The sequence below is a fragment of the Rhodococcus tibetensis genome (genome assembly GCF_024438035.1).
In the GTDB taxonomy this organism is placed as follows: Bacteria; Actinomycetota; Actinomycetes; order Mycobacteriales; family Mycobacteriaceae; genus Rhodococcus_F; species Rhodococcus_F tibetensis.
In genome coordinates this window covers 210014-228009 of the sequence record NZ_JANFQF010000007.1, presented here as the reverse complement: position 1 = coordinate 228009, position 17996 = coordinate 210014, and the positions used below count along the sequence as shown (strand labels likewise).

Genomic DNA, 17996 nt, shown 5'->3' with positions numbered 1-17996 from the left:
GCGCTCCGCGCCCGTGAGTGGTTGACGAGTCTCTGCACTCGCCAACCACGCACGGGCGGCGAAGCCGCCCTAGCTCAGGCGTTCGAGGACCATGGCCATGCCCTGGCCGCCGCCGACGCACATGGTTTCGACACCGAACTGCTTGTCGCTGGACTGCAGGTTGTTTAGCAGGGTCGCGGTGATGCGGGCGCCGGTCATGCCGAACGGGTGACCGAGGGCGATCGCACCGCCGGAGACGTTGAGCTTGTCCTCGTCGATCCCGAGCTCACGAGCCGAACCGATCACCTGAACCGCGAACGCCTCGTTGATCTCGAACAGATCGATGTCCCCGATACCCATGCCCGCGATCGCCAAGGCGCGCTTGGTGGCCTCGATCGGGCCGAGCCCCATGATCTCCGGCGACAGCCCGGACACACCAGTGGACACGATCCGGGCCAGCGGGGTCAGCCCCAACTCCTTGGCCTTCGTGTCGGACATGATCACCAGGGCGGCGGCACCATCGTTGAGCGGGCACGCGTTCCCGGCGGTCACGGTGCCGTCCGGGCGGAACACCGGCTTCAGCTGGCTGACGGCCTCATAGGTGGTGCCCGCACGCGGGCCGTCGTCCTTCGATACGACGGTGCCGTCGGGCAGGGTGACCGGGGTGATCTCCCGCTCGAAGAAGCCGCTGTTGATGGCTTCCTCCGCACGGTTCTGGGAGCGCACCGCCCACCGGTCCTGCTCCTCGCGGGTGATGCCGGTGATCTGGGCGACGTTCTCGGCGGTCTGGCCCATCGCGATGTAGGTGTCCGGGACCAGGCCCTCCTCGCGCGGATCAACCCAGGTCTGCCCGCCCTGCGCGAGCTTCTCGGTACGCGTCTGGGCGTCGGCGTACAGCGGGTTCTGGGTGTCGGGCAGCGAGTCGGAGTTGCCCTTGACGAACCGGGAGACGGTCTCGACGCCGGCGGAGATGAAGACGTCTCCCTCGCCGGCCTTGATCGCGTGCAGCGCCATCCGGGTGGTCTGCAGCGACGACGAACAGTACCGGGTGATGGTGGTGCCGGGGATGAAGTCGTAGCCGAGCTGGACGGCGACGTTACGGCCCATGTTGAAGCCCTGCTCACCGCCGGGCAGGCCGCAGCCCAGGATCAGGTCGTTGACGTCGGTGGGGTCGAGGGCGGGCACCTTGTCGAGTGCCGCCCGCACCATCTGCGCGGCGAGGTCGTCCGGACGCATGCCGACCAGTGACCCCTTCATGGCGCGACCGATCGGCGAACGGGCGATGGAAACAATGACGGCCTCGGCCATGAGGAACTCCTACCGATTCGAATTCTAAGCGTATGCTTATTTTCTAAGCGTTTGCATATATTGACTCTCGCGCTCGTCTCCTGTCAAGGCCTGTCACTCGTGCGCCCTTCTGGTTGTCCCGAGGATGGCCTCCAAGTCCGCGGAGGCGGACAGGGTGCCGTATTCGTGGGTGCGGTTCGGGCCGAGGCGGGCGGCGACGAACGCGTCGGCGACGGGGGCCGGGGAGAACCGCGTCAGCAGCGACGCCTGCAGTGCGAGGGCCATCGATTCGACGACGGTGCGGGCGCGCAGCTGGGCGCGTACCGGATCTTCGGTGACCAGTTCGCCGAGTTGCCGGCGGACTCGGTCGAGGTGGGCGTCCAGGACCGGATTGTTGCCGCGGGCGAGGTTCACCTCGGCGTCGAAGGCGGCAACGCTGTCGGGTTCCCGGGTCATCGCCCGCAGGACGTCGAGTGCGATGACATTGCCCGACCCTTCCCACACGGCCATGACGGGTTGTTCGCGATAGCGCCGGGCGAGCGGGAAGTCCTCGGTATACCCGTTGCCGCCCAGGCATTCCAGTGCTTCGTAGGCGTGGTGCGGGCCCCGCTTGCAGATCCAGTACTTCGCGACCGCGGTCGCCAGGCGACGGAAGCTGCGTTCCAGCTCGTTTACGTCGGCGTCGTGGGCCCGAGCGAGGCGCAGCGCAGTGACGGTCGCCGCCTCCGACTCCAGCGCGAGGTCGGCCAGCACGGACCTCATCGCGGGTTGTTCCGACAGCACCGTGCCGAATGCCATGCGGCGCCGGGCATGCCATACCGCCTCCGCGACCGACTGTCGCATGCCCGCCGTACTGCTGAGCACACAGTCGAGCCGGGTGCGGGCCACCATTTCGATGATGGTGCGCACCCCGCGTCCGGGTTCGCCGATCATCACGCCGACCGTGCCGTCGAGTTCGATCTCGGAGGACGCGTCGGACTTGTTGCCGAGCTTGTTTTTCAGTCGTTGAAGGCGGTACACGTCACGCGTGCCGTCCGGGAGCACACGCGGTACCAGGAAGCACGAAAGTCCGTTGCCGCCTCGGCCTTCCGCCTGCGCGAGCATGAGAAAGGCGTCGGACATCGGCGCCGAGCAGAACCACTTGTGCCCGGTCAGGAGGTAGTCGGCGCCCGTACCACCGCGCCCGGCGGGTGCCGCGACGGTGGTGTTGGCGCGGACGTCCGAGCCGCCCTGCTGCTCCGTCATCGGCATGCCGAAAATTGCGGAGGCTTTGCCGGGAGCATTCAGTTCGGGCGTGTAACTGACGAACGGCGTTGGTCGGCCGCCGACATGATGCGGTGGTACGCCGGGTGGTACTCGACCTCGTCGATCCGATTGCTTCAGCGGTCGAACGACTTCAGCTCCGGGAGCACAGTGTTGGCGAGTTCGGCGTCATGCTGAAAAGATGCGCTGCCCACAAGTTCCCCGATGCCGGTGAGCTCGTTGATCACCCAACCGGCATCGTGCCGACGCACGCCCTCCACCAACGCGGGGTCGAGGGTGAACTCGTTGACGCCCGTCCGCGGCGCCGACTGGTTGAGCACTACGTGCGTGCCGTGCGGTGCGGGATGGGTGACGGGATGTTCGTAGGTGTCGGTCATAGCAGACCTTTCAGAGGGTGCTTTCGCGCACGGACTCGGGAATTCGAAGGCTTGCGAAGATGACGGCGACGGCTTCGCCGAGGGAGTAGCCGAAGCTCTCACCGGTGGCGGTCTTCTGGATGGCGAGCCCGAAGATCGCCGACCAGAAGGCCTTCGCTTCGACGTCGATACCGGCGCGGAGTTGCCAGCCGGTACGCATCAGTGTGCGGATCAGCGCGTTTTCCCCAGACGAGTGCAGGGTGCGCAGGGTGTCGGTGATGTGTTCCCGGAGTTCACCCCTCCGGCCGGTCATCAGCATCGCTTCGACGAAGAGTTCGACGCTGGGGCCGCCGGGGCCGAGCAGCGAACCGACGAGTTTTTCCGTGTAGTCGCCCACAGTCTCTGCAGCGGCGGCATCGTCCTCCGCCCGCTTCCCCGCGCGGAGAACCGCGGCGCACGCGACTTCGACGAAAAGTCGTTCCTTGGACCCGAAGTAGTAGGTCACCTGATTCGGGTGGGCGCCCGCGGCCGCGCAGATCTGGGTGATCGGGACACCGTCCCCGTGTTCGAGGAAGAGGTCGGTTGCCGCCGCGAGCAGCGCGTCGCGGGTCTGACGGCCGGACTCACGGGTCGCGCGCGCTGCCCGCCGTGCTTCCTGCATCACCATCACCAACTTCCACTTGTTTGTACAGCAGACAATAAACGGTTCTTGTTTGTATGACAAACAAGAGGAGTGACGGGCGTCGCTCACGCCTCCTCCGACCACGGTCTTTGCGGACCGCCGGGGTTACGCTGCTCACCATGTTTTCTTCCGTGGGAGCGAAGATCCGTCTGGTGGTGGCACTGTTGCTGACCGCCCTTATGGCACTGACCCTGTCGTCCTGTTCGAGCGACAGCAGTTCTTCGGGGGCGGCGCCGCAGGATCTCTGCGCTCCCCCCGGAGTCGGTGCCGCGACAGCAGCGCCCACCAACCTGGACGCGTCCGCAGGCGCCGGCGCGGAAGACAGATACACCACGCCCAGCGTGACTCCACTCGATCAGATCGACACGTCGAAGCTGAACCTCATCACCCCGGGCGTGCTAACCGTCGGCACGCTGTCCGACGCGCCGCCGAGCATCTGCGTGAACTCGGAGAACCAGTTCACCGGCTACGACAACGAACTGCTGCAGGCCGTCGCCGACAAGCTGGGCCTGCGCGTCGACTTCGTCGGCACCGAATTCGCCGGACTCCTCGCTCAGGTGTCGGGGCGGCGCTTCGACGTCGGATCGTCCTCGATCACCACGACGGACGAGCGGCGTAACACCGTCGGCTTCACCAATGGCTACGACTTCGGCTACTTCTCTCTCGTCGTCCCCAACGGCGGACCGATCAAAGGTTTCGACGACCTGAATTCGTCCACGCGCATCGGCGTCGTCCAAGGCACCGTGCAGGACGACTACGTCGTCAACACCCTGAAGCTCGACCCGGTGAAGTTCCCCGACTACGCCACGGCATACGCGAATCTGAAGACCGGGCAGATCGACGCGTGGGTAGCGCCGTCGCAGCAGGCGGAAGGCGCCATCGCGCCGGGTGACCCGACGTCGATCGCGCAGAACACGTTCAGCGTCAACAACTTCGTCGGGTGGGCCGTCGCGAAGGAGAACCAGCCCCTGATCGACGCGCTGAACGCCGGCCTCGACGCGACCATCGAGGACGGCACGTGGGCGGAACTGTATTCCGACTGGGTGCCTCGCGAACTGCCCGAGGGGTGGAAGCCCGGCAGCAAGGCGGCGCCGATGCCGGACCTGCCCGACTTCGCGGCACTCGCCGCCGAGAACATCGAGACCGACGCCGAGACCCCCGTCAACGAACCCAAATCGACTCTCGCGCAGTTGAAGGACACGTTCTTCGACTGGAACCTGTACGCGCGGGCGTTCCCCGACCTGCTGAAGACCGGTCTGCCGAATACCCTGATCCTCGCGTTGGCGTCGGGCATCGTCGGCACGGTGCTGGGCATGCTGCTCGCGATAGCCGGCATCTCCCGCACCCGGTGGCTGCGGTGGCCGGCACGCGTTTACACCGACGTGTTCCGCGGGCTCCCCGCAGTCGTGATCATCCTCATCGTCGGCCTCGGTGTCGGACCGGTGGTGAAGGGCCTCACCGGGAACAACCCGTACTGGCTGGGCGCCGCCGCGCTGTCGCTGCTGGCATCCGCCTACATCGGGGAAATCTTTCGGTCCGGGATCCAGAGCGTCGAACCCGGGCAGCTCGAGGCCGCCAGAGCCCTGGGCTTCAGCTACCGCAAGTCGATGACGCTGGTGGTGATTCCCCAAGGTGTGCGGCGGGTGCTGCCCGCACTGATGAACCAGTTCATCTCCCTCATCAAGGACTCGTCACTCATCTACTTCCTCGGCCTGCTCGTCACCCAGCGCGAGTTGTTCGCCGTGGGGCGCGATCTCAACGCGCAAACCGGAAACCTGTCGCCCCTCGTCGCAGCCGGCCTGTTCTACCTTGCACTGACGATTCCGTTGACGCACCTCGTCAACTACATCGACAACCGTCTGCGCACCGGCCGCGCCGACACGTCCGGCACGCTCGATCCGGTGGAGCAATCCATCGTCGTGGAAAGGGGATAGGGCGATGGCCGTTTCTCTCACTGGCACCAACCTGCATCTCGCATTCGGCACCAACAAGGTGCTCCGGGGCGTCGACCTCCACGTCGACGCCGGTGACACCGTCACCGTGATCGGCCCGTCCGGATCCGGAAAGTCCACCCTGCTCCGTGTGCTCAACCGATTGCACGAACCCGATCAGGGTGACGTACTCATCGACGGCAAGTCGGTGCTGAAAGACAATCCGGACAAGTTGCGGCAGCAGATCGGCATGGTGTTTCAGCAGTTCAACCTGTTCCCGCACAAAACAGTCGTCGAGAACATCGCACTCGGTCCGCGCAAGCTCAAGGGGCTGTCGAAGGACGAGGCGCGGTCACTGGCCCTCGAGCAGCTCGAACTCGTCGGCCTTGCAAACAAGGCCGATTCCCGGCCGGGCAACTTGTCGGGTGGTCAGCAGCAGCGGGTCGCGATCGCGCGGGCACTGGCCATGAAGCCCGAAGTGATGTTCTTCGACGAGGCAACCTCTGCGCTCGACCCCGAACTGGTCAAGGGTGTTCTCGCGTTGATGGCCGACCTCGCCAAGGGCGGAATGACGATGGTCGTGGTCACTCACGAGATGGGTTTCGCCCGCGAGGTGTCGGACACCGTGCTGTTCATGGACCACGGTGCTGTGGTCGAAACCGGAACGCCGGTACAGCTTTTCGATAAGCCCGCGACCGAACGACTGCAGCAGTTCCTGTCCCAGGTGCTGTAGGGCGCTCCGCGCCTCGTGCGTGGTTGACGAGTCCACAGACTCCTCAACCACGCACGGGTGCGAAGCGCCCGTAGAAGCCCTCGATGTGTTCGCGGACGAGGGTGGACGCCTTGGCGCCGTGCCCGCGGCGCAGGGCGGTGACGATGGCGCGGTGCTCGCAGCGGAGGTTCTGCGCGACCTCGCTCCAATCGTCGAGCAGCGGAACGGCCTGCATGACGTAACCGTGAATGGAGTCGCGGAGCGAGACCATCATCGCCTCGACGAGGACATTGCCTGCGAGTCCGGCCATCGCGACGTGCAGGTCGGCGTCGAGCCGGTGGAAGGCCTCCGGCGACAGGGTGTGCTCGTCCATGGCGTCGAGGAGTGCGTCGATCGCATGCAGGTCGAGTTCGCGTGCCCTCCCGGCAGCCTCTTCCACTGCCCACGACTCCAGCAGGGTGCGCGTCTGGACGACGTCGCGGATGGGCAGGGTGCGCGTGGCCATGTGTAGTCGCAGCGCAACCCCGATGGACGCGGCGGGGTTCGCCGCCACGATTGCACCCGAGTCCGGACCCGAACCCACGGCGGTACGGACGATGCCCATGGCCTCGAGCACTCGCATGGCCTCCCGGACGGAGGAGCGCCCGACTCCGAGTTCTTCCGCGAGCGCACGCTCCGCGGGTAGTCGGCCGCCGACGGTGAGTTTTCCGTCGGCCAGATCCTGCTCGATCCGCTGCAGGACTACCTCGTGTGTACGCACATCCGGAGTTTACCCGGTGTGGTCTGACCACAATGCGCTACTGTGGTCAGACCACAGCCCAGCCTGGTTGGAGTACCGATGAAGATCGCATTGTTCGCCACGTGCATCGCGGATGCCCTGTTCCCCGACTGCGCCACCGCGACGGTCCGGCTCCTCGAACGCCTCGGCCATGAGGTGGTGTTTCCGCCGAAGCAGACGTGCTGCGGGCAGATGCACGTCAACACCGGTTACCAGGCCGAGGCGCTTGCGCTGGTACGCCACCACGTCGAGGCGTTCGAGAGCGAAGCCTGGGATGTGGCGGTCGCGCCGTCCGGTTCGTGTGTCGGGTCCGTCCGGCACCAGCATGCGATGGTGGCGCGGCGTTACGGTGACGAGTCCCTCGCCTCGCGTGCCGAGGACATCGCCTCCCGGACCTACGAACTGTCGGAACTGCTGGTCGACGTCCTCGGTGTCACCGATGTCGGCGCGTACTACCCACACCGGGTCACCTACCACCCGACGTGCCACTCGCTGCGGTTGTTGCGGGTGGGGGACAAGCCCCTGCAACTACTCCGCGCTGTCCGCGGGATGACGCTCGTCGAACTTCCCGCCGCCGATTCCTGCTGCGGTTTCGGCGGAACGTTCGCGCTGAAGAACTCCGACACCTCAACGGCCATGCTCGCCGACAAGATGGGCAACGTGCTGCGCACCGGTGCGGAAGTGTGCAGCGCCGGTGATTCGTCGTGCCTGATGCATATCGGCGGCGGACTGTCCCGGCTGCGCAGCGGGGTTCGCACCGTTCACCTCGCCGAGATCCTGGCGAGTACCGAGAAGATCGGAAGCAACGCATGACCACCTTCCTCGGCTCACCCACCTTCCACGCCGGCACCGGAAACATCCAGGGCACAGAATCTTTCCCCGACGCCGCGCGGAAATCACTTGCCGACACCCAACTGCGCGCCAATCTAGGCGCGGCTACCACCACCATCCGCAACAAGCGCATGGCCGCCGTCGCCGAAGTCGACGACTGGGAGGAGCTGCGCCGGGCGGGCAGCGCCCTGAAGGCGGACGTAATGGCGCGGCTGCCAGAACTGCTCGTGCAGTTCGAGGAAAACGTCACCGCGCGAGGCGGAACCGTCCACTGGGCGCGCGACTCCGAGGAGGCGAATCGGATCATCACCGACCTCGTCCGGGCCACCGGCTCCGACGAGGTCGTGAAGGTCAAGTCGATGGCCACCCAGGAGACGGGCCTCAACGAGTACCTCGAGGAGAACGGGATCGCGGCGATCGAGACCGACCTCGCCGAGCTGATCGTGCAACTTGGACACGACAAGCCGAGCCACATCCTCGTCCCCGCCATCCACCGCAACCGCGCCGAGATCCGCGAGATCTTCCTGAAATCGATGCCCGGCATCGACAAGGACATCACCGACGACCCCCGGGCGCTGGCGATGGCCGCGCGGGCACATCTTCGGCGAAAGTTCCTCTCCGCCAGGGTGGCAATCAGCGGCGCGAACTTCGGAGTCGCGGAAACCGGGACCCTCGCGGTGGTGGAGTCGGAGGGCAACGGGCGGATGTGCCTCACCCTCCCCGACACCCTGATCACACTAATGGGCATCGAGAAGCTGGTGCCCGCGTTCACCGACCTCGAAGTCTTCATGCAGTTGCTTCCCCGCTCCTCGACCGCGGAACGCATGAATCCCTACACCTCCATGTGGACCGGCGTTCATCCCGGCGACGGGCCGCAGAACTTCCACGTCGTCCTGCTCGACAACGGACGCACCAACGTTCTTGCCGACGACGTGGGACGCTCAGCCCTGCACTGTATTCGGTGCAGCGCCTGCCTGAACGTGTGTCCCGTCTACGAGCGGGCCGGCGGCCACGCGTACGGCTCCGTCTATCCGGGACCGATCGGCGCGATCCTCAGTCCGCAACTCACCGGGACCACCGGCCACGACGACCCGAACGCCTCACTTCCCTATGCGTCGACACTCTGCGGTGCGTGCTTCGACGCGTGTCCCGTGCGCATCGACATCCCGAGCATCCTGGTACATCTGCGGGCCGAGCAAGTCGACTCGGAACGGCACGGCGTTCCCGGCGGACAGGACCTCGCGATGAAGGCCGCCGGCTTCGTGATGGGATCGGAGAAGCGGTTCGCTGCCGCCGAAAAGGTATCGAAGATCGGCCGGCTACTCGGCGGCAGGAAGGAACGCATCACCTCGCTGCCGTATCCGGGGTCCAAGTGGACCGCGAGCCGAGACCTGCCCTCCCCACCGAAGGAAACCTTCCGGCAATGGTGGGTCCGCACCCATGAGGACGCCGAATGATGCACGCCCGCAACGAGATCCTGTCCAGAATCCGATCGGCGATCGCTGACGCCCCCGCTCCAGAACCCGTTTCCCGCGACTACCACCGGAAACCGCTGTCCGGCCCCGGAGACGTGGAGTTGTTCGCCCACACCGTCGACGATTACCGCGCCCAGGTCCATCGCGCCGACGAGAGTACCGTCACCGAGATCGTCACCGGGCTGATCGCGGAGGGGGCGCGCGCCGTTGTCCCGCCGGATCTGCCGCAGGTGTGGCGACCACGACGTGATGTCGTCGTCGACGGTGCACCCGCCGCACTGTCGACGCTCGAACTCGACGCAATCGACGTCGTCGTCACCGGGTGCACGCTGGGCATCGCGGCCACCGGCACGGTCGTTCTCGACGGCGGCGCCGGTCAGGGCAGGCGGGCACTGACGCTGGTGCCCGATCATCACATCTGCGTCATCCGCGCCGACCAGATCGTCGACACCGTGCCACAGGCCTTTCAGACCCTCGACGCGACCAAGCCGCTGACGTTCATCAGCGGCCCCAGCGCCACCAGCGACATCGAACTCAACCGCGTCGAGGGTGTCCACGGTCCCCGGACGCTGGACGTCGTCATAGTGCGCTGACGCGCCCGTGCGTGGCTTGCGAGTCCAGAGACTCGTCAACCACTCACGGGGCGCGGAGCGCCCTCTCGGCCAGAGCGACGGTGGCGCGGACGATCTGCGCGCCACCGAACATCACGTCGTCGTTGTGCCCTGCCCCTGGCAACACGACAGTTTCGACGGGGCCGAGCGCCGCATCTGCCACGCGTTCGCTCTGGTCCGGAGGGACGACGGTGTCGGCCGTGCCGTAGACCACGGTGGTGGGCACATCGACTCGTGCCACCGCCTCCGCTACGGGAAATCGGTCGCGCAGCACCAACCGGACCGGCAGGAACGGGTAATGCCTGGCGCCGAGGGATGCCAGGTCGACGAACGGTGAACGCAGCAACATGCCCGCCGGCGGATGCTCGGTGGCGAGTTCGGTGACGACGCCGGTGCCGAGGCTTTCACCGAAGTACAGCAAGCGCTCGCGCGGCACCCCGCGCTCGTCGACGAGGTGGCGGTAGGCCGCACGAACGTCGAGGGCCAGGCCCTTCTCGCTGGGGTGACCGGGGTTGCCGCCGTACCCGCGGTAGTCGAAGAGCAGCGTGGCGAAACCTGCGTCCGCCAGGTCCGAGGCCAGCAGTGCCCGGTCGGCCCTGTTGCCGGCGTTTCCGGCGGCCACGAGGACGGTCATGTGCGGATCCCCGCTCGCGGGTGGGATGTACCAGGCGCCCAGCTCGAGTCCGTCCGACGTTGTGAGAGTGACGTCCTCGGCGCGGGTCAGCAGCTGCTGCGCCGACGGCACCCGGGAGGCGTCGGGGAAATAGATCAACCGCCGCTGAAATGTCCACAGCACGGCGATCAGCAGCGCAACGACCGTGAACGCCACCAGGAGAACACGGGTCAGTGCCGATCGGGTGAGCCGGTCCACGCCAGCAACTCGGTCACGGGCAGGGTGTTGATCACGTTGGCCGGCTCGACCCCGCGCTCGGCGGCCCGCTCACAGGCATAGCCTTGCCACGCGAGCTGACCGGTGCAGTGTGCGTCGGTGTCGACGGAAAACAGGCAGCCGCTCGCGAGCGCGAGATCGATCAGTCGGCCGGGCGGATCCCGCCGCTCCGGCCGGGCGTTGATTTCGACCGCCGTGCCGTGTTCGCGGCACGCGTTGAACACCCGCTCCGCATCGAACTTCGACTCGGCCCGGGTTCCCCTGTTTCCGGCGACGAGCCGTCCGGTGCAGTGGCCCAGGACATCGACGTGTGGGGACTTGACCGCCTGCACCATCCGCTTCGTCATCGTGGCACGGTCGCTGTCCAGGTGGGAGTGCACACTGGCGACCACGACGTCGAGGTCGCCGAGCAGATCGTCGTCCTGGTCGAGGGAGCCGTCCTCGAGGATGTCGACCTCGATGCCGGTGAGGACACGGAACGGCGCGAGCTCGGCATTCAGTTCGGCGATCACGCCCAACTGGGCGAGCAGGCGCTCCGACGTGAGCCCGTTGGCGGCCGTGAGGCGTGCCGAATGATCGGTCAACGCGCAGTATTCGTGACCCAGCGTGGCGGCGCGCCGCATCATCTCCTTGATCGGGCACCGGCCGTCCGACCAGTCCGAATGCGTGTGGAGGTCGCCGCGAAGGGCCTCCAGCAGTTCCATTCCGCCCAGCCCGATCGGCTCGGCGGAACTCCGCAGGTAGGTGAGATAGGGCGGCACCGAATGGGTGCACTCCCGGATTATCGCGGTAGCTTCGGCTCCGATGTCGGGCAGCGACCTCCAGTCGTCGGCCTGCTGGACGACTCGCTCGCGGGCCGACAGATTCGCAACCACGTCTGCGGCCCGCCGGAAAGCGGCGATCCGGTACGTCTCCGCACGTGAGCGCTCGAGCCAGAACGCTATTTCCCGCAGCGCCTCGACCGGGTCCATCTCTCCATGGTGCACGGCCGGCAGGCTGTCCGCTAGACGTAGATGCCACGACTTAGGGTCGCCTCGTTCGTCGCCCGTTCACACAGGCGTTCCCTTTCACTTGCTTACGACTTCTACGGTGCCGGAGTTATCCACTTCTAATCGGGAGCCACGGTGAGCTTGAAACCCCTCGCACTGTTCGTCACTCACGACGGCGTGTCGTCGCGCGCCTCCGTCACCTGTCAGTACAAGTGCGGTAACGCCTGCTCCCACGACGTGCCCAATGCTTCGCAGGGCGAATACTTCCGCGACATCGCGCGGGCGGCGCTCTCCAGGCGGGGTGTATTGCGGGGCGCCGGAATGGCAGTGCTCGCCGTCGGTGCGGGCAGCGTTCTGGCAGCCTGTTCCGACGACTCCGGCAGCGGCAGCGCCCCCACGTCCGGTGGCTCGGACGGCGCGGCCACCCCCGGTACCGCCTTCGACGCGGTGGCACCCAACACCGAGGATGCCGTCGTCATCCCCGACGGGTACGAGCAGGCTGTGGTGATCCGGTGGGGCGACCCGGTACTGCCCGGGGCTCCCGCGTTCGACTTCGACAACCAGACTGCCCCAGCGCAGGCGCAGCAGTTCGGGTTCAACAACGACTTCGCCGGACTCCTCCCCATCGAGGGAGAACCCGACACGTTCTTGCTGGTGGTCAACCACGAGTACACCACCGAACCGTTCATGTTCAAGGGTTACGACGCCGAGAACCCGTCGCCTGAGCAGTTCCAGATCGCACTCGCCGCGCACGGATTGTCCGTGCTGCAGGTGAAGGGCGACAGCGGCTCCGGCAGGCTCACCCCCGGATTCGGCCCGTACAACCGGCGCATCACTGCGACCACCGAGTTCGTCGTCACCGGGCCCGCGGCCGGCAGCGAGTTCTTGAAGACGTCGGCCGATCCGACCGGCACCAAGGTCCTCGGCACCCTCAACAACTGCTCCGGCGGTGTCACTCCGTGGGGCACGGTGCTGTCGGGGGAGGAGAACTTCAACCAGTATTTCGCGAACGCCGAATTGGCCACCGACCCGATCGTCGCCGCACGACTGAAGCGTTACGGCGTGGAAGGTGCTGCATCGGAACGCAAATGGGAGCGCTTCGACCGTCGTTTCGACCTCGCGCAGGACCCGAACGAGGTGAACCGCTTCGGGTACGTCGTCGAGGTGAACCCCTGGGATGCGGCGTCCGCACCCGTCAAGCACACAGCACTCGGCCGGTTCAAGCACGAGGCCGCGACCATTCACGTCACCGACGACGGCACCGTGGTGGCCTACAGCGGCGACGACGAGCGCTTCGACTACATGTACAAGTTCGTGTCGAGCCGGAAGATGATGGACGGCAACAGCCAGGCGGCCGTGCGTCACAACATGACGTTGCTCGACGCGGGCACCCTGTACGTCGCGAAGTTCAGCGGCAACTCGGCGGACGAGATCGACGGCTCCGGAACGCTGCCGGCGAGCGGTTCCTTCGACGGTACCGGCGAGTGGATTCCGTTGCTCCGCACGGGTGAAGACGGTAAGGGCGAATCCCTCGTCGACGGGATGAGCGCCGAAGAGGTCGCGGTCTTCACCCGCGAGGCCGGCGACAAGGTCGGTGCCACCAAGATGGACCGCCCCGAGGACTTCGAGCCGAACCCGAAGACCGGCAAGGTGTACGTGGCGCTGACCAACAACACCAAGCGCGGCGTCGACGGCGCGGCGGCGGCCGACGAGGTCAACCCGCGGAACAACAACAAGAACGGCCAGGTCCTCGAGCTCACCGACGACCACGCCGGCACCGCGTTCACGTGGAACCTGCTGCTCGTGTGCGGTGACCCGACGGAGGCCGACACCTACTTCGGCGGGTTCGACAAGGAGAAGGTCAGCCCCATCTCCTGCCCCGACAACCTGGCGTTCGACACGCACGGCAATCTGTGGATCTCCACCGACGGCAACGCGCTGAAGTCGAACGACGGACTGTTCAGCGTCACCCTCGACGGCGCGAACCGCGGTGAAACCAAACAGTTCCTGTCGGTGCCGAAGGGCGCCGAGACATGCGGACCGATCGTCGACGAGGAGCGAGTGGTCGTGTGCGTGCAGCATCCGGGTGAACTCGACGACGCCAGCGCCGACAACCCCGCCTCGCACTGGCCCGACGGCGGGAGTACTCAGCCGCGCCCCGCAGTCGTGGCAGTGTGGAAGTCGGGCGGACGCATCGGCGTCTGACGCTATCCGCCGATTCTCGCGGGCGGACGCCCGAGCAGCGACTCGAACATCGCTCCGCCCGCGAGGAACCCGTGCCGATCGTAGAACTCGAACATCGCGGACAACCGCGCGCGACCGTCGTCCGTCAGGTCCCGCCCGTGCCGCGACATCCCACACCGGTCTTCCCTGGCGGAGGCGGGGGTTGAGGATGTGCCGTCCTCGCGATGGCCACTGGATGAACTCATAGCCGGTGAGCTCGCCTTGCGCGGTGTCGGCGTCCCAGACCGCGGCCTGCGGGTAGGGGGCTTCCTTCGAACGCCGTGGCAGAGGTTGAACCCGCCCACCGCCGGCCCCCGCCAGCCGATAGTGACGGCGTACTGGTCGCTGATCGCGAGTTCCCACACCAGACGTTCTACCTGCACGTCACGTCCGTATCGCAGGCACGACAGATCGCGGGCAACGGCTCCGATCGCGAGCCGCCACGCAGCCGGCGGCTCAAAGCCCGGAGGCTCGTAGAAGTCCGGACCGTCGTCGGTCATAACGAAGCGCAACACCAAGCTGTCCTGGTTCCATTCCGAAATCGGCATGGAACGATCATCAGGGTCGATGACTTCCCGCGATGCGCTTTCACCTACGGGATGGGATGGGGAGGTGACGCTTTTTACTTGTTGGGCAACGTATTTCGTTCGCGATCCGGGCGGCGTGAACCCCGGACCCCAGCGGTCGTCGTCACCCTCGACCGAGCCCGAGTCCGTCATCCGTTCCGCTGCCGCGCCCAACCGCATTGTATGTTCGTTTTTTTCGTTTTATGGTGAGATATGGGCGCTGGGACGAACCACACGGTATTGCCGCCGGCCACCGACGATCAGGATCTTCTCGGAGCGCTGAAGGCCGTTCTTGCTGGTTCTGAGGAGGTGTCGATCTCGTCCCCGGGCGGGTCGGTGCCGTTGCCGGACAGTGTTCGGGGGTTGCTCGTCGACGCGGTTGCTGCTTTGGATCGGGGTCAGGCGGTGACGGTGGAACCGCATCGCACGATGTTGACGACGCAGGAGGCCGCGGACCTGTTGGGCATTGCGCGGCCGACGTTGGTGCGGTTGTTGGAAGCGGGGAAGATTCCGTACACGTCGCCCGGCCGGCATCGGCGGGTGGAGTTGGCGGACGTGCTCGAATTCCAGCAGGGTGAGCGGGCGCGTCGGGGCCAGGTGTTCGAGGAGATGGCGCACGAGGAACCCCCGGACCCGGGCGATGCCACTGACGGCTTCGTGTCGACTCGTTGATCTGGGGCGGGTTGACCTATGACGACCTTGCGGGTGGTTCTCGACACGTGCGTCATGCTTCCCCAGACCCTGAACAACCTGCTGCTGACGCTGGCCGATGCCGAGTTGTTCCGGCCGGTGTGGACGCCGGATCTGCTCGACGAGGTCGAGGGCAACCTGTCCGGGGAGAGGTTCGGTAAGTCGCCACAGCAGGCGGCGCGGCGAGTGCAGCAGATGCGCAGAGCATTTCCCCTCGCAGAGGAGGAATCGCGCGGATACCGTGAGCTGATCCCCGCGATGACCAACGATCCGAAGAACCGGCACGTCCTGGCTGCGGCGGTGCGGTCCGGTGCGGGTGTGATCGTGACCGCAACTCTGCAGGATTTCCCGCCGGCGGCCCTCGATCCGTTCGACGTCGAGGCGATCCATCCCGACGAATTCCTCTGCGATCTGCTCGATCTGGACCCGGAAGCGGTGTTCGAGTGCATGCACGTACTGGTCGCCCGGAACATGCTCGCACTGCGCACGGTGGGGGAACTGCTCGCGTCACTCGAGCGGCTGACCCCAAAGTTCGTCGACGCCGTCCGTGCGTTGCTCATAGCCCGGGGCGAGGCTCCCGACGTTGGTGCGGTGCCGGCGGCGTCCACCTTCCCGGAATTGACCGACGAACAGGTCAACGCCTTGCTGCCCGAGATGCGGGAGGCCTACCTCGAGCTTCGTGCGATGGATCCGGCGGAATTGTTGCGGTTCCTCGGTCATACGAAGCTGGCGAGTGCGGCGTGGACGTTCTTGACGTCGGTGTGCGTCGACGGTGATCTGTTATCGGTGTGGCCGAACGTGGATCCCGACTTTCGGTCGGTACTCGCATGGCGGTGGGTGCGGGACAACCATTATCAGATGACTGTTGACGGTTGGGAGAGTGAGGCGGTCGCGGCGGCCCTCGCGGGTCCGGTGCCGGAGCATCCGCTGTGGGTGCATTTCGAGCGCGTGCATGTGCGGTCGTTCCGGGCGATGCTGCCGGACCCGGCGACGTGGGGGATCGGTACCGGAACAAGGATCGTCGGCCCCGGTGTAGAGGTGCTCTATGTGCACGAGATGTCGACGCTCGACAGCGGCGTGTGGGAGCCGAACGTTCCCCGGCCTGTGTTTCCGATCCTGATGCATCTCGTCGACGATCGGTGGCTGGTGCGGAACCTGGGGACCGAGGAGGACCCTGCCGCCAGGGCCTGATTCCTTCGCACACGAACCTTGCCCGTACCGCGAGCGCAGCGGCTTTCGGACCGACGCTTACCGCATGGTCGACGATCGTGTGTCCGATCTGGTCGGCGAGCGTGCGCGCCTACCCGACCAGAGCAGCACCACTTTGATGGTCCCGTTGCTGTTCGGTCATGACGCCTCACTGAGCAGGCCGCGTGACCCCCAGAGCTGTAAGAAGGGTTTGGCGATCTGCAAACCGACTTCGGCATCGTCCTCGGCAAACCCAGAAGTCCATAGCGTCCCGCAGATTCGGCTGACTCAACACTGAGGTAGACGTAATCCGAGTCATTCGGGGATGAGCGGGAGTTTCGTCGCCAGCTCGCCGAGTTCGGCCTTCTCCATGTCGGTCGGGAGGTGGGCGATCAAGTCGAGGTGGTGCAGCGTCGATTCCAGGACATACGCGGAGAGGTAGTCGCCTGCAGTGAGGACCTCGTCGCGGGTGCGGACCCGCAGGTCCGGGTCGGCGAGTTCGGCGGCGCGGCGGCGGCGGAGCCGACGTCGTCGAAATGGAACTTCAGCAGCCGAGGCTCCTGGTACGCGGCGGCCAGCCGGACGGTCAGCTCGTCGAGCGGGTCGTCTCCGGTCGGCGGCGTGTCGGCGAGGTACCAGTAGGTCACGGCGTCGCGAGTCGGTTCCGTGTCGGAGGGGGTCACGAGGGTGATCAGGACGTCCTGCGCGTCGATGATCAGGTGGCACACCAGATCCCGCACGAGCCAGCCGCTACAGCCGGACTGCTGTGCGAAGTCCTCGTCCGGCAGTTCGGCGACTGCGGTGCGCAACGCCGACCACGAGCGTGAGAAAAGATCCACATCGGCACGGTAGTCCGGGCGTACCGTCGATGTCATGACCGAGGACAACCAGGTAGCGCCGTGGGACGACATCTACCGAGGCGATGCGGAGGAATTTTCGGGACCGGTGCCGTGGAACATCGGTGAGCCGCAGCCCGAGATCGCCGGGCTGATCGCGGAGGGCAAGTTCCGCAGCGACGTGCTGGACGCGGGCTGCGGACATGCCGAGACGTCCCTCCACCTGGCTGCGCAGGGGTACACGGTGGTGGGCCTGGACCTGTCGCCGACGGCCATCGGGGTGGCTCAGGCCGCCGCCGCCGATCGTGGACTGACGGCGACGTATCAGGTGGCGGACATCAGTTCGTTCACGGGTTTCGATGGCCAGTTCTCCACGATCGTCGACAGCACCCTGTTCCATTCCCTTCCCGTCGACCGGCGGCGCGACTACCTGCGCGCCGTCGCTCGGGCGGCCGCGCCCGGCGCGTCCTACTACATCCTGGTGTTCGCGAAGGGCGCCTTCCCCGAGGGCGAGGGACCGAACCCGGTGACCGACGACGAGCTGCGCGAGGCCGTCGCCGAGTTCTGGACCATCGACGACATTCGCCCGGCCTTCATCCACGCGCTGCTCGGGCCGGACCAGGCCGCGAACTGGGAGCACGACGAGAAGGGCCGGTCCAAGTTGCCGGCGTGGCTGCTGTCGGCTCACCTCGACTGAGTCGGAAGGCAGA

15 protein-coding genes and 2 pseudogenes are annotated in these 17996 nt (G+C 66.3%); 9 read left to right on the top strand and 8 right to left on the bottom strand.

The annotated features are described in order from the left end of the window. Positions 1 to 69 precede the first annotated feature (69 nt). The 3 genes and pseudogenes from NOF53_RS10900 to NOF53_RS10890 form a co-directional block, all read right to left on the bottom strand. Positions 70 to 1287, bottom strand: a complete 1218-nt coding sequence (locus tag NOF53_RS10900) for an acetyl-CoA C-acetyltransferase (RefSeq protein ID WP_255968081.1) — start codon at positions 1285 to 1287, stop codon at positions 70 to 72. A 93-nt stretch (positions 1288 to 1380) separates the two neighbouring features. Further along, positions 1381 to 2906 (bottom strand): annotated as a pseudogene (locus NOF53_RS10895) (acyl-CoA dehydrogenase family protein). 10 nt (positions 2907 to 2916) lie between these two features. Continuing rightward, a complete protein-coding gene (locus NOF53_RS10890) occupies positions 2917 to 3546 on the bottom strand; it encodes a TetR/AcrR family transcriptional regulator C-terminal domain-containing protein (protein ID WP_374212599.1) in 630 nt (209 codons plus the stop codon). 140 nt (positions 3547 to 3686) lie between these two features. On the opposite strand from NOF53_RS10890, the gene NOF53_RS10885 reads away from it, so the two are divergent. Together NOF53_RS10885 and NOF53_RS10880 are read left to right on the top strand one after the other, a co-directional pair. Further along, positions 3687 to 5501: an ABC transporter substrate-binding protein/permease gene (locus tag NOF53_RS10885; protein WP_255968079.1), complete on the top strand. Its 1815-nt coding sequence runs from the start codon at positions 3687 to 3689 to the stop codon at positions 5499 to 5501. A gap of 4 nt (positions 5502 to 5505) precedes the next feature. Then, the gene (locus tag NOF53_RS10880; protein WP_255968077.1) at positions 5506 to 6231 is read left to right on the top strand and encodes an amino acid ABC transporter ATP-binding protein; all 726 of its coding nucleotides are present in this window, start codon (positions 5506 to 5508) and stop codon (positions 6229 to 6231) included. A 43-nt stretch (positions 6232 to 6274) separates the two neighbouring features. Here the strand turns inward: NOF53_RS10880 and NOF53_RS10875 are convergent, their stop codons facing one another. Then, positions 6275 to 6970 carry a FadR/GntR family transcriptional regulator gene (locus tag NOF53_RS10875; protein ID WP_255968076.1) on the bottom strand — a complete coding sequence of 232 codons (696 nt, stop codon included), beginning with the start codon at positions 6968 to 6970 and terminating at the stop codon, positions 6275 to 6277. A 78-nt stretch (positions 6971 to 7048) separates the two neighbouring features. Here NOF53_RS10875 and NOF53_RS10870 point away from each other — a divergent pair, with 78 nt between their 5' ends. The 3 genes from NOF53_RS10870 to NOF53_RS10860 are packed head-to-tail and all read left to right on the top strand — an operon-like array spanning position 7049 to position 9887. Beyond that, positions 7049 to 7801, top strand: a complete 753-nt coding sequence (locus NOF53_RS10870) for a (Fe-S)-binding protein (RefSeq protein WP_255968074.1) — start codon at positions 7049 to 7051, stop codon at positions 7799 to 7801. Continuing rightward, positions 7798 to 9276, top strand: a complete 1479-nt coding sequence (locus NOF53_RS10865) for a LutB/LldF family L-lactate oxidation iron-sulfur protein (RefSeq protein ID WP_255968072.1) — start codon at positions 7798 to 7800, stop codon at positions 9274 to 9276. Before NOF53_RS10870 ends, NOF53_RS10865 begins: the two co-directional genes overlap by 4 nt. After that, complete coding sequence (locus tag NOF53_RS10860; protein ID WP_255968170.1) at positions 9276 to 9887, top strand: LutC/YkgG family protein; 612 nt, start codon at positions 9276 to 9278, stop codon at positions 9885 to 9887. The genes NOF53_RS10865 and NOF53_RS10860 overlap by 1 nt, the downstream gene beginning before the upstream one ends. Before the next feature lie 43 nt (positions 9888 to 9930). Here NOF53_RS10860 and NOF53_RS10855 read toward each other — a convergent pair whose 3' ends face one another. Then, on the bottom strand, positions 9931 to 10752 hold the full coding sequence (locus tag NOF53_RS10855; RefSeq protein ID WP_255968168.1) for an alpha/beta hydrolase: 822 nt from the start codon (positions 10750 to 10752) through the stop codon (positions 9931 to 9933). After that, positions 10749 to 11765 carry a PHP domain-containing protein gene (locus tag NOF53_RS10850; RefSeq protein WP_255968070.1) on the bottom strand — a complete coding sequence of 339 codons (1017 nt, stop codon included), beginning with the start codon at positions 11763 to 11765 and terminating at the stop codon, positions 10749 to 10751. Before NOF53_RS10850 ends, NOF53_RS10855 begins: the two co-directional genes overlap by 4 nt. 153 nt (positions 11766 to 11918) lie before the next feature. Here NOF53_RS10850 and NOF53_RS10845 point away from each other — a divergent pair, with 153 nt between their 5' ends. Then, positions 11919 to 13988 (top strand): PhoX family protein, encoded by a 2070-nt coding sequence (locus NOF53_RS10845; RefSeq protein WP_255968068.1) that lies wholly within the window; start codon positions 11919 to 11921, stop codon positions 13986 to 13988. Between the two features lie 2 nt (positions 13989 to 13990). On the opposite strand, the gene NOF53_RS27925 is transcribed toward NOF53_RS10845, so the two are convergent. Next, entirely contained in the window at positions 13991 to 14554 is a 564-nt protein-coding gene (locus NOF53_RS27925) for a hypothetical protein (protein WP_374212597.1), read from the bottom strand. Between the two features lie 231 nt (positions 14555 to 14785). On the opposite strand from NOF53_RS27925, the gene NOF53_RS10835 reads away from it, so the two are divergent. Together NOF53_RS10835 and NOF53_RS10830 are read left to right on the top strand one after the other, a co-directional pair. Continuing rightward, positions 14786 to 15244, top strand: coding sequence for a helix-turn-helix domain-containing protein (locus NOF53_RS10835; RefSeq protein ID WP_255968066.1), 459 nt, complete (start codon positions 14786 to 14788; stop codon positions 15242 to 15244). Positions 15245 to 15262: 18 nt separating this feature from the next. Further along, positions 15263 to 16453, top strand: a complete 1191-nt coding sequence (locus NOF53_RS10830; RefSeq protein ID WP_255968065.1) for a PIN domain-containing protein — start codon at positions 15263 to 15265, stop codon at positions 16451 to 16453. Positions 16454 to 16828: 375 nt separating this feature from the next. On the opposite strand, the pseudogene NOF53_RS10825 reads toward NOF53_RS10830, so the two are convergent. After that, positions 16829 to 17289, bottom strand: a pseudogene (locus NOF53_RS10825) (maleylpyruvate isomerase N-terminal domain-containing protein); the annotation flags it as partial. A gap of 34 nt (positions 17290 to 17323) precedes the next feature. Between NOF53_RS10825 and NOF53_RS10820 the strand changes: the two are divergent. Beyond that, entirely contained in the window at positions 17324 to 17983 is a 660-nt protein-coding gene (locus tag NOF53_RS10820; RefSeq protein WP_255968064.1) for a class I SAM-dependent methyltransferase, read from the top strand. Positions 17984 to 17996: the final 13 nt, after the last annotated feature.

Bases quoted from the DNA above. Each gene is read 5' to 3' on its own strand.
- NOF53_RS10900 (WP_255968081.1), bottom strand. From the start codon at position 1,287: ATGGCCGAGGCCGTCATTGTTTCCATCGCCCGTTCGCCGATCGGTCGC.
- NOF53_RS10890 (WP_374212599.1), bottom strand. From the start codon at position 3,546: ATGCAGGAAGCACGGCGGGCAGCGCGCGCGACCCGTGAGTCCGGCCGT.
- NOF53_RS10830 (WP_255968065.1), top strand. From the start codon at position 15,263: ATGACGACCTTGCGGGTGGTTCTCGACACGTGCGTCATGCTTCCCCAG.
- NOF53_RS27925 (WP_374212597.1), bottom strand. From the start codon at position 14,554: ATGCCGATTTCGGAATGGAACCAGGACAGCTTGGTGTTGCGCTTCGTT.
- NOF53_RS10880 (WP_255968077.1), top strand. From the start codon at position 5,506: ATGGCCGTTTCTCTCACTGGCACCAACCTGCATCTCGCATTCGGCACC.
- NOF53_RS10850 (WP_255968070.1), bottom strand. From the start codon at position 11,765: ATGGACCCGGTCGAGGCGCTGCGGGAAATAGCGTTCTGGCTCGAGCGC.
- NOF53_RS10885 (WP_255968079.1), top strand. From the start codon at position 3,687: ATGTTTTCTTCCGTGGGAGCGAAGATCCGTCTGGTGGTGGCACTGTTG.
- NOF53_RS10860 (WP_255968170.1), top strand. From the start codon at position 9,276: ATGCACGCCCGCAACGAGATCCTGTCCAGAATCCGATCGGCGATCGCT.
- NOF53_RS10865 (WP_255968072.1), top strand. From the start codon at position 7,798: ATGACCACCTTCCTCGGCTCACCCACCTTCCACGCCGGCACCGGAAAC.
- NOF53_RS10870 (WP_255968074.1), top strand. From the start codon at position 7,049: ATGAAGATCGCATTGTTCGCCACGTGCATCGCGGATGCCCTGTTCCCC.
- NOF53_RS10820 (WP_255968064.1), top strand. From the start codon at position 17,324: ATGACCGAGGACAACCAGGTAGCGCCGTGGGACGACATCTACCGAGGC.
- NOF53_RS10835 (WP_255968066.1), top strand. From the start codon at position 14,786: ATGGGCGCTGGGACGAACCACACGGTATTGCCGCCGGCCACCGACGAT.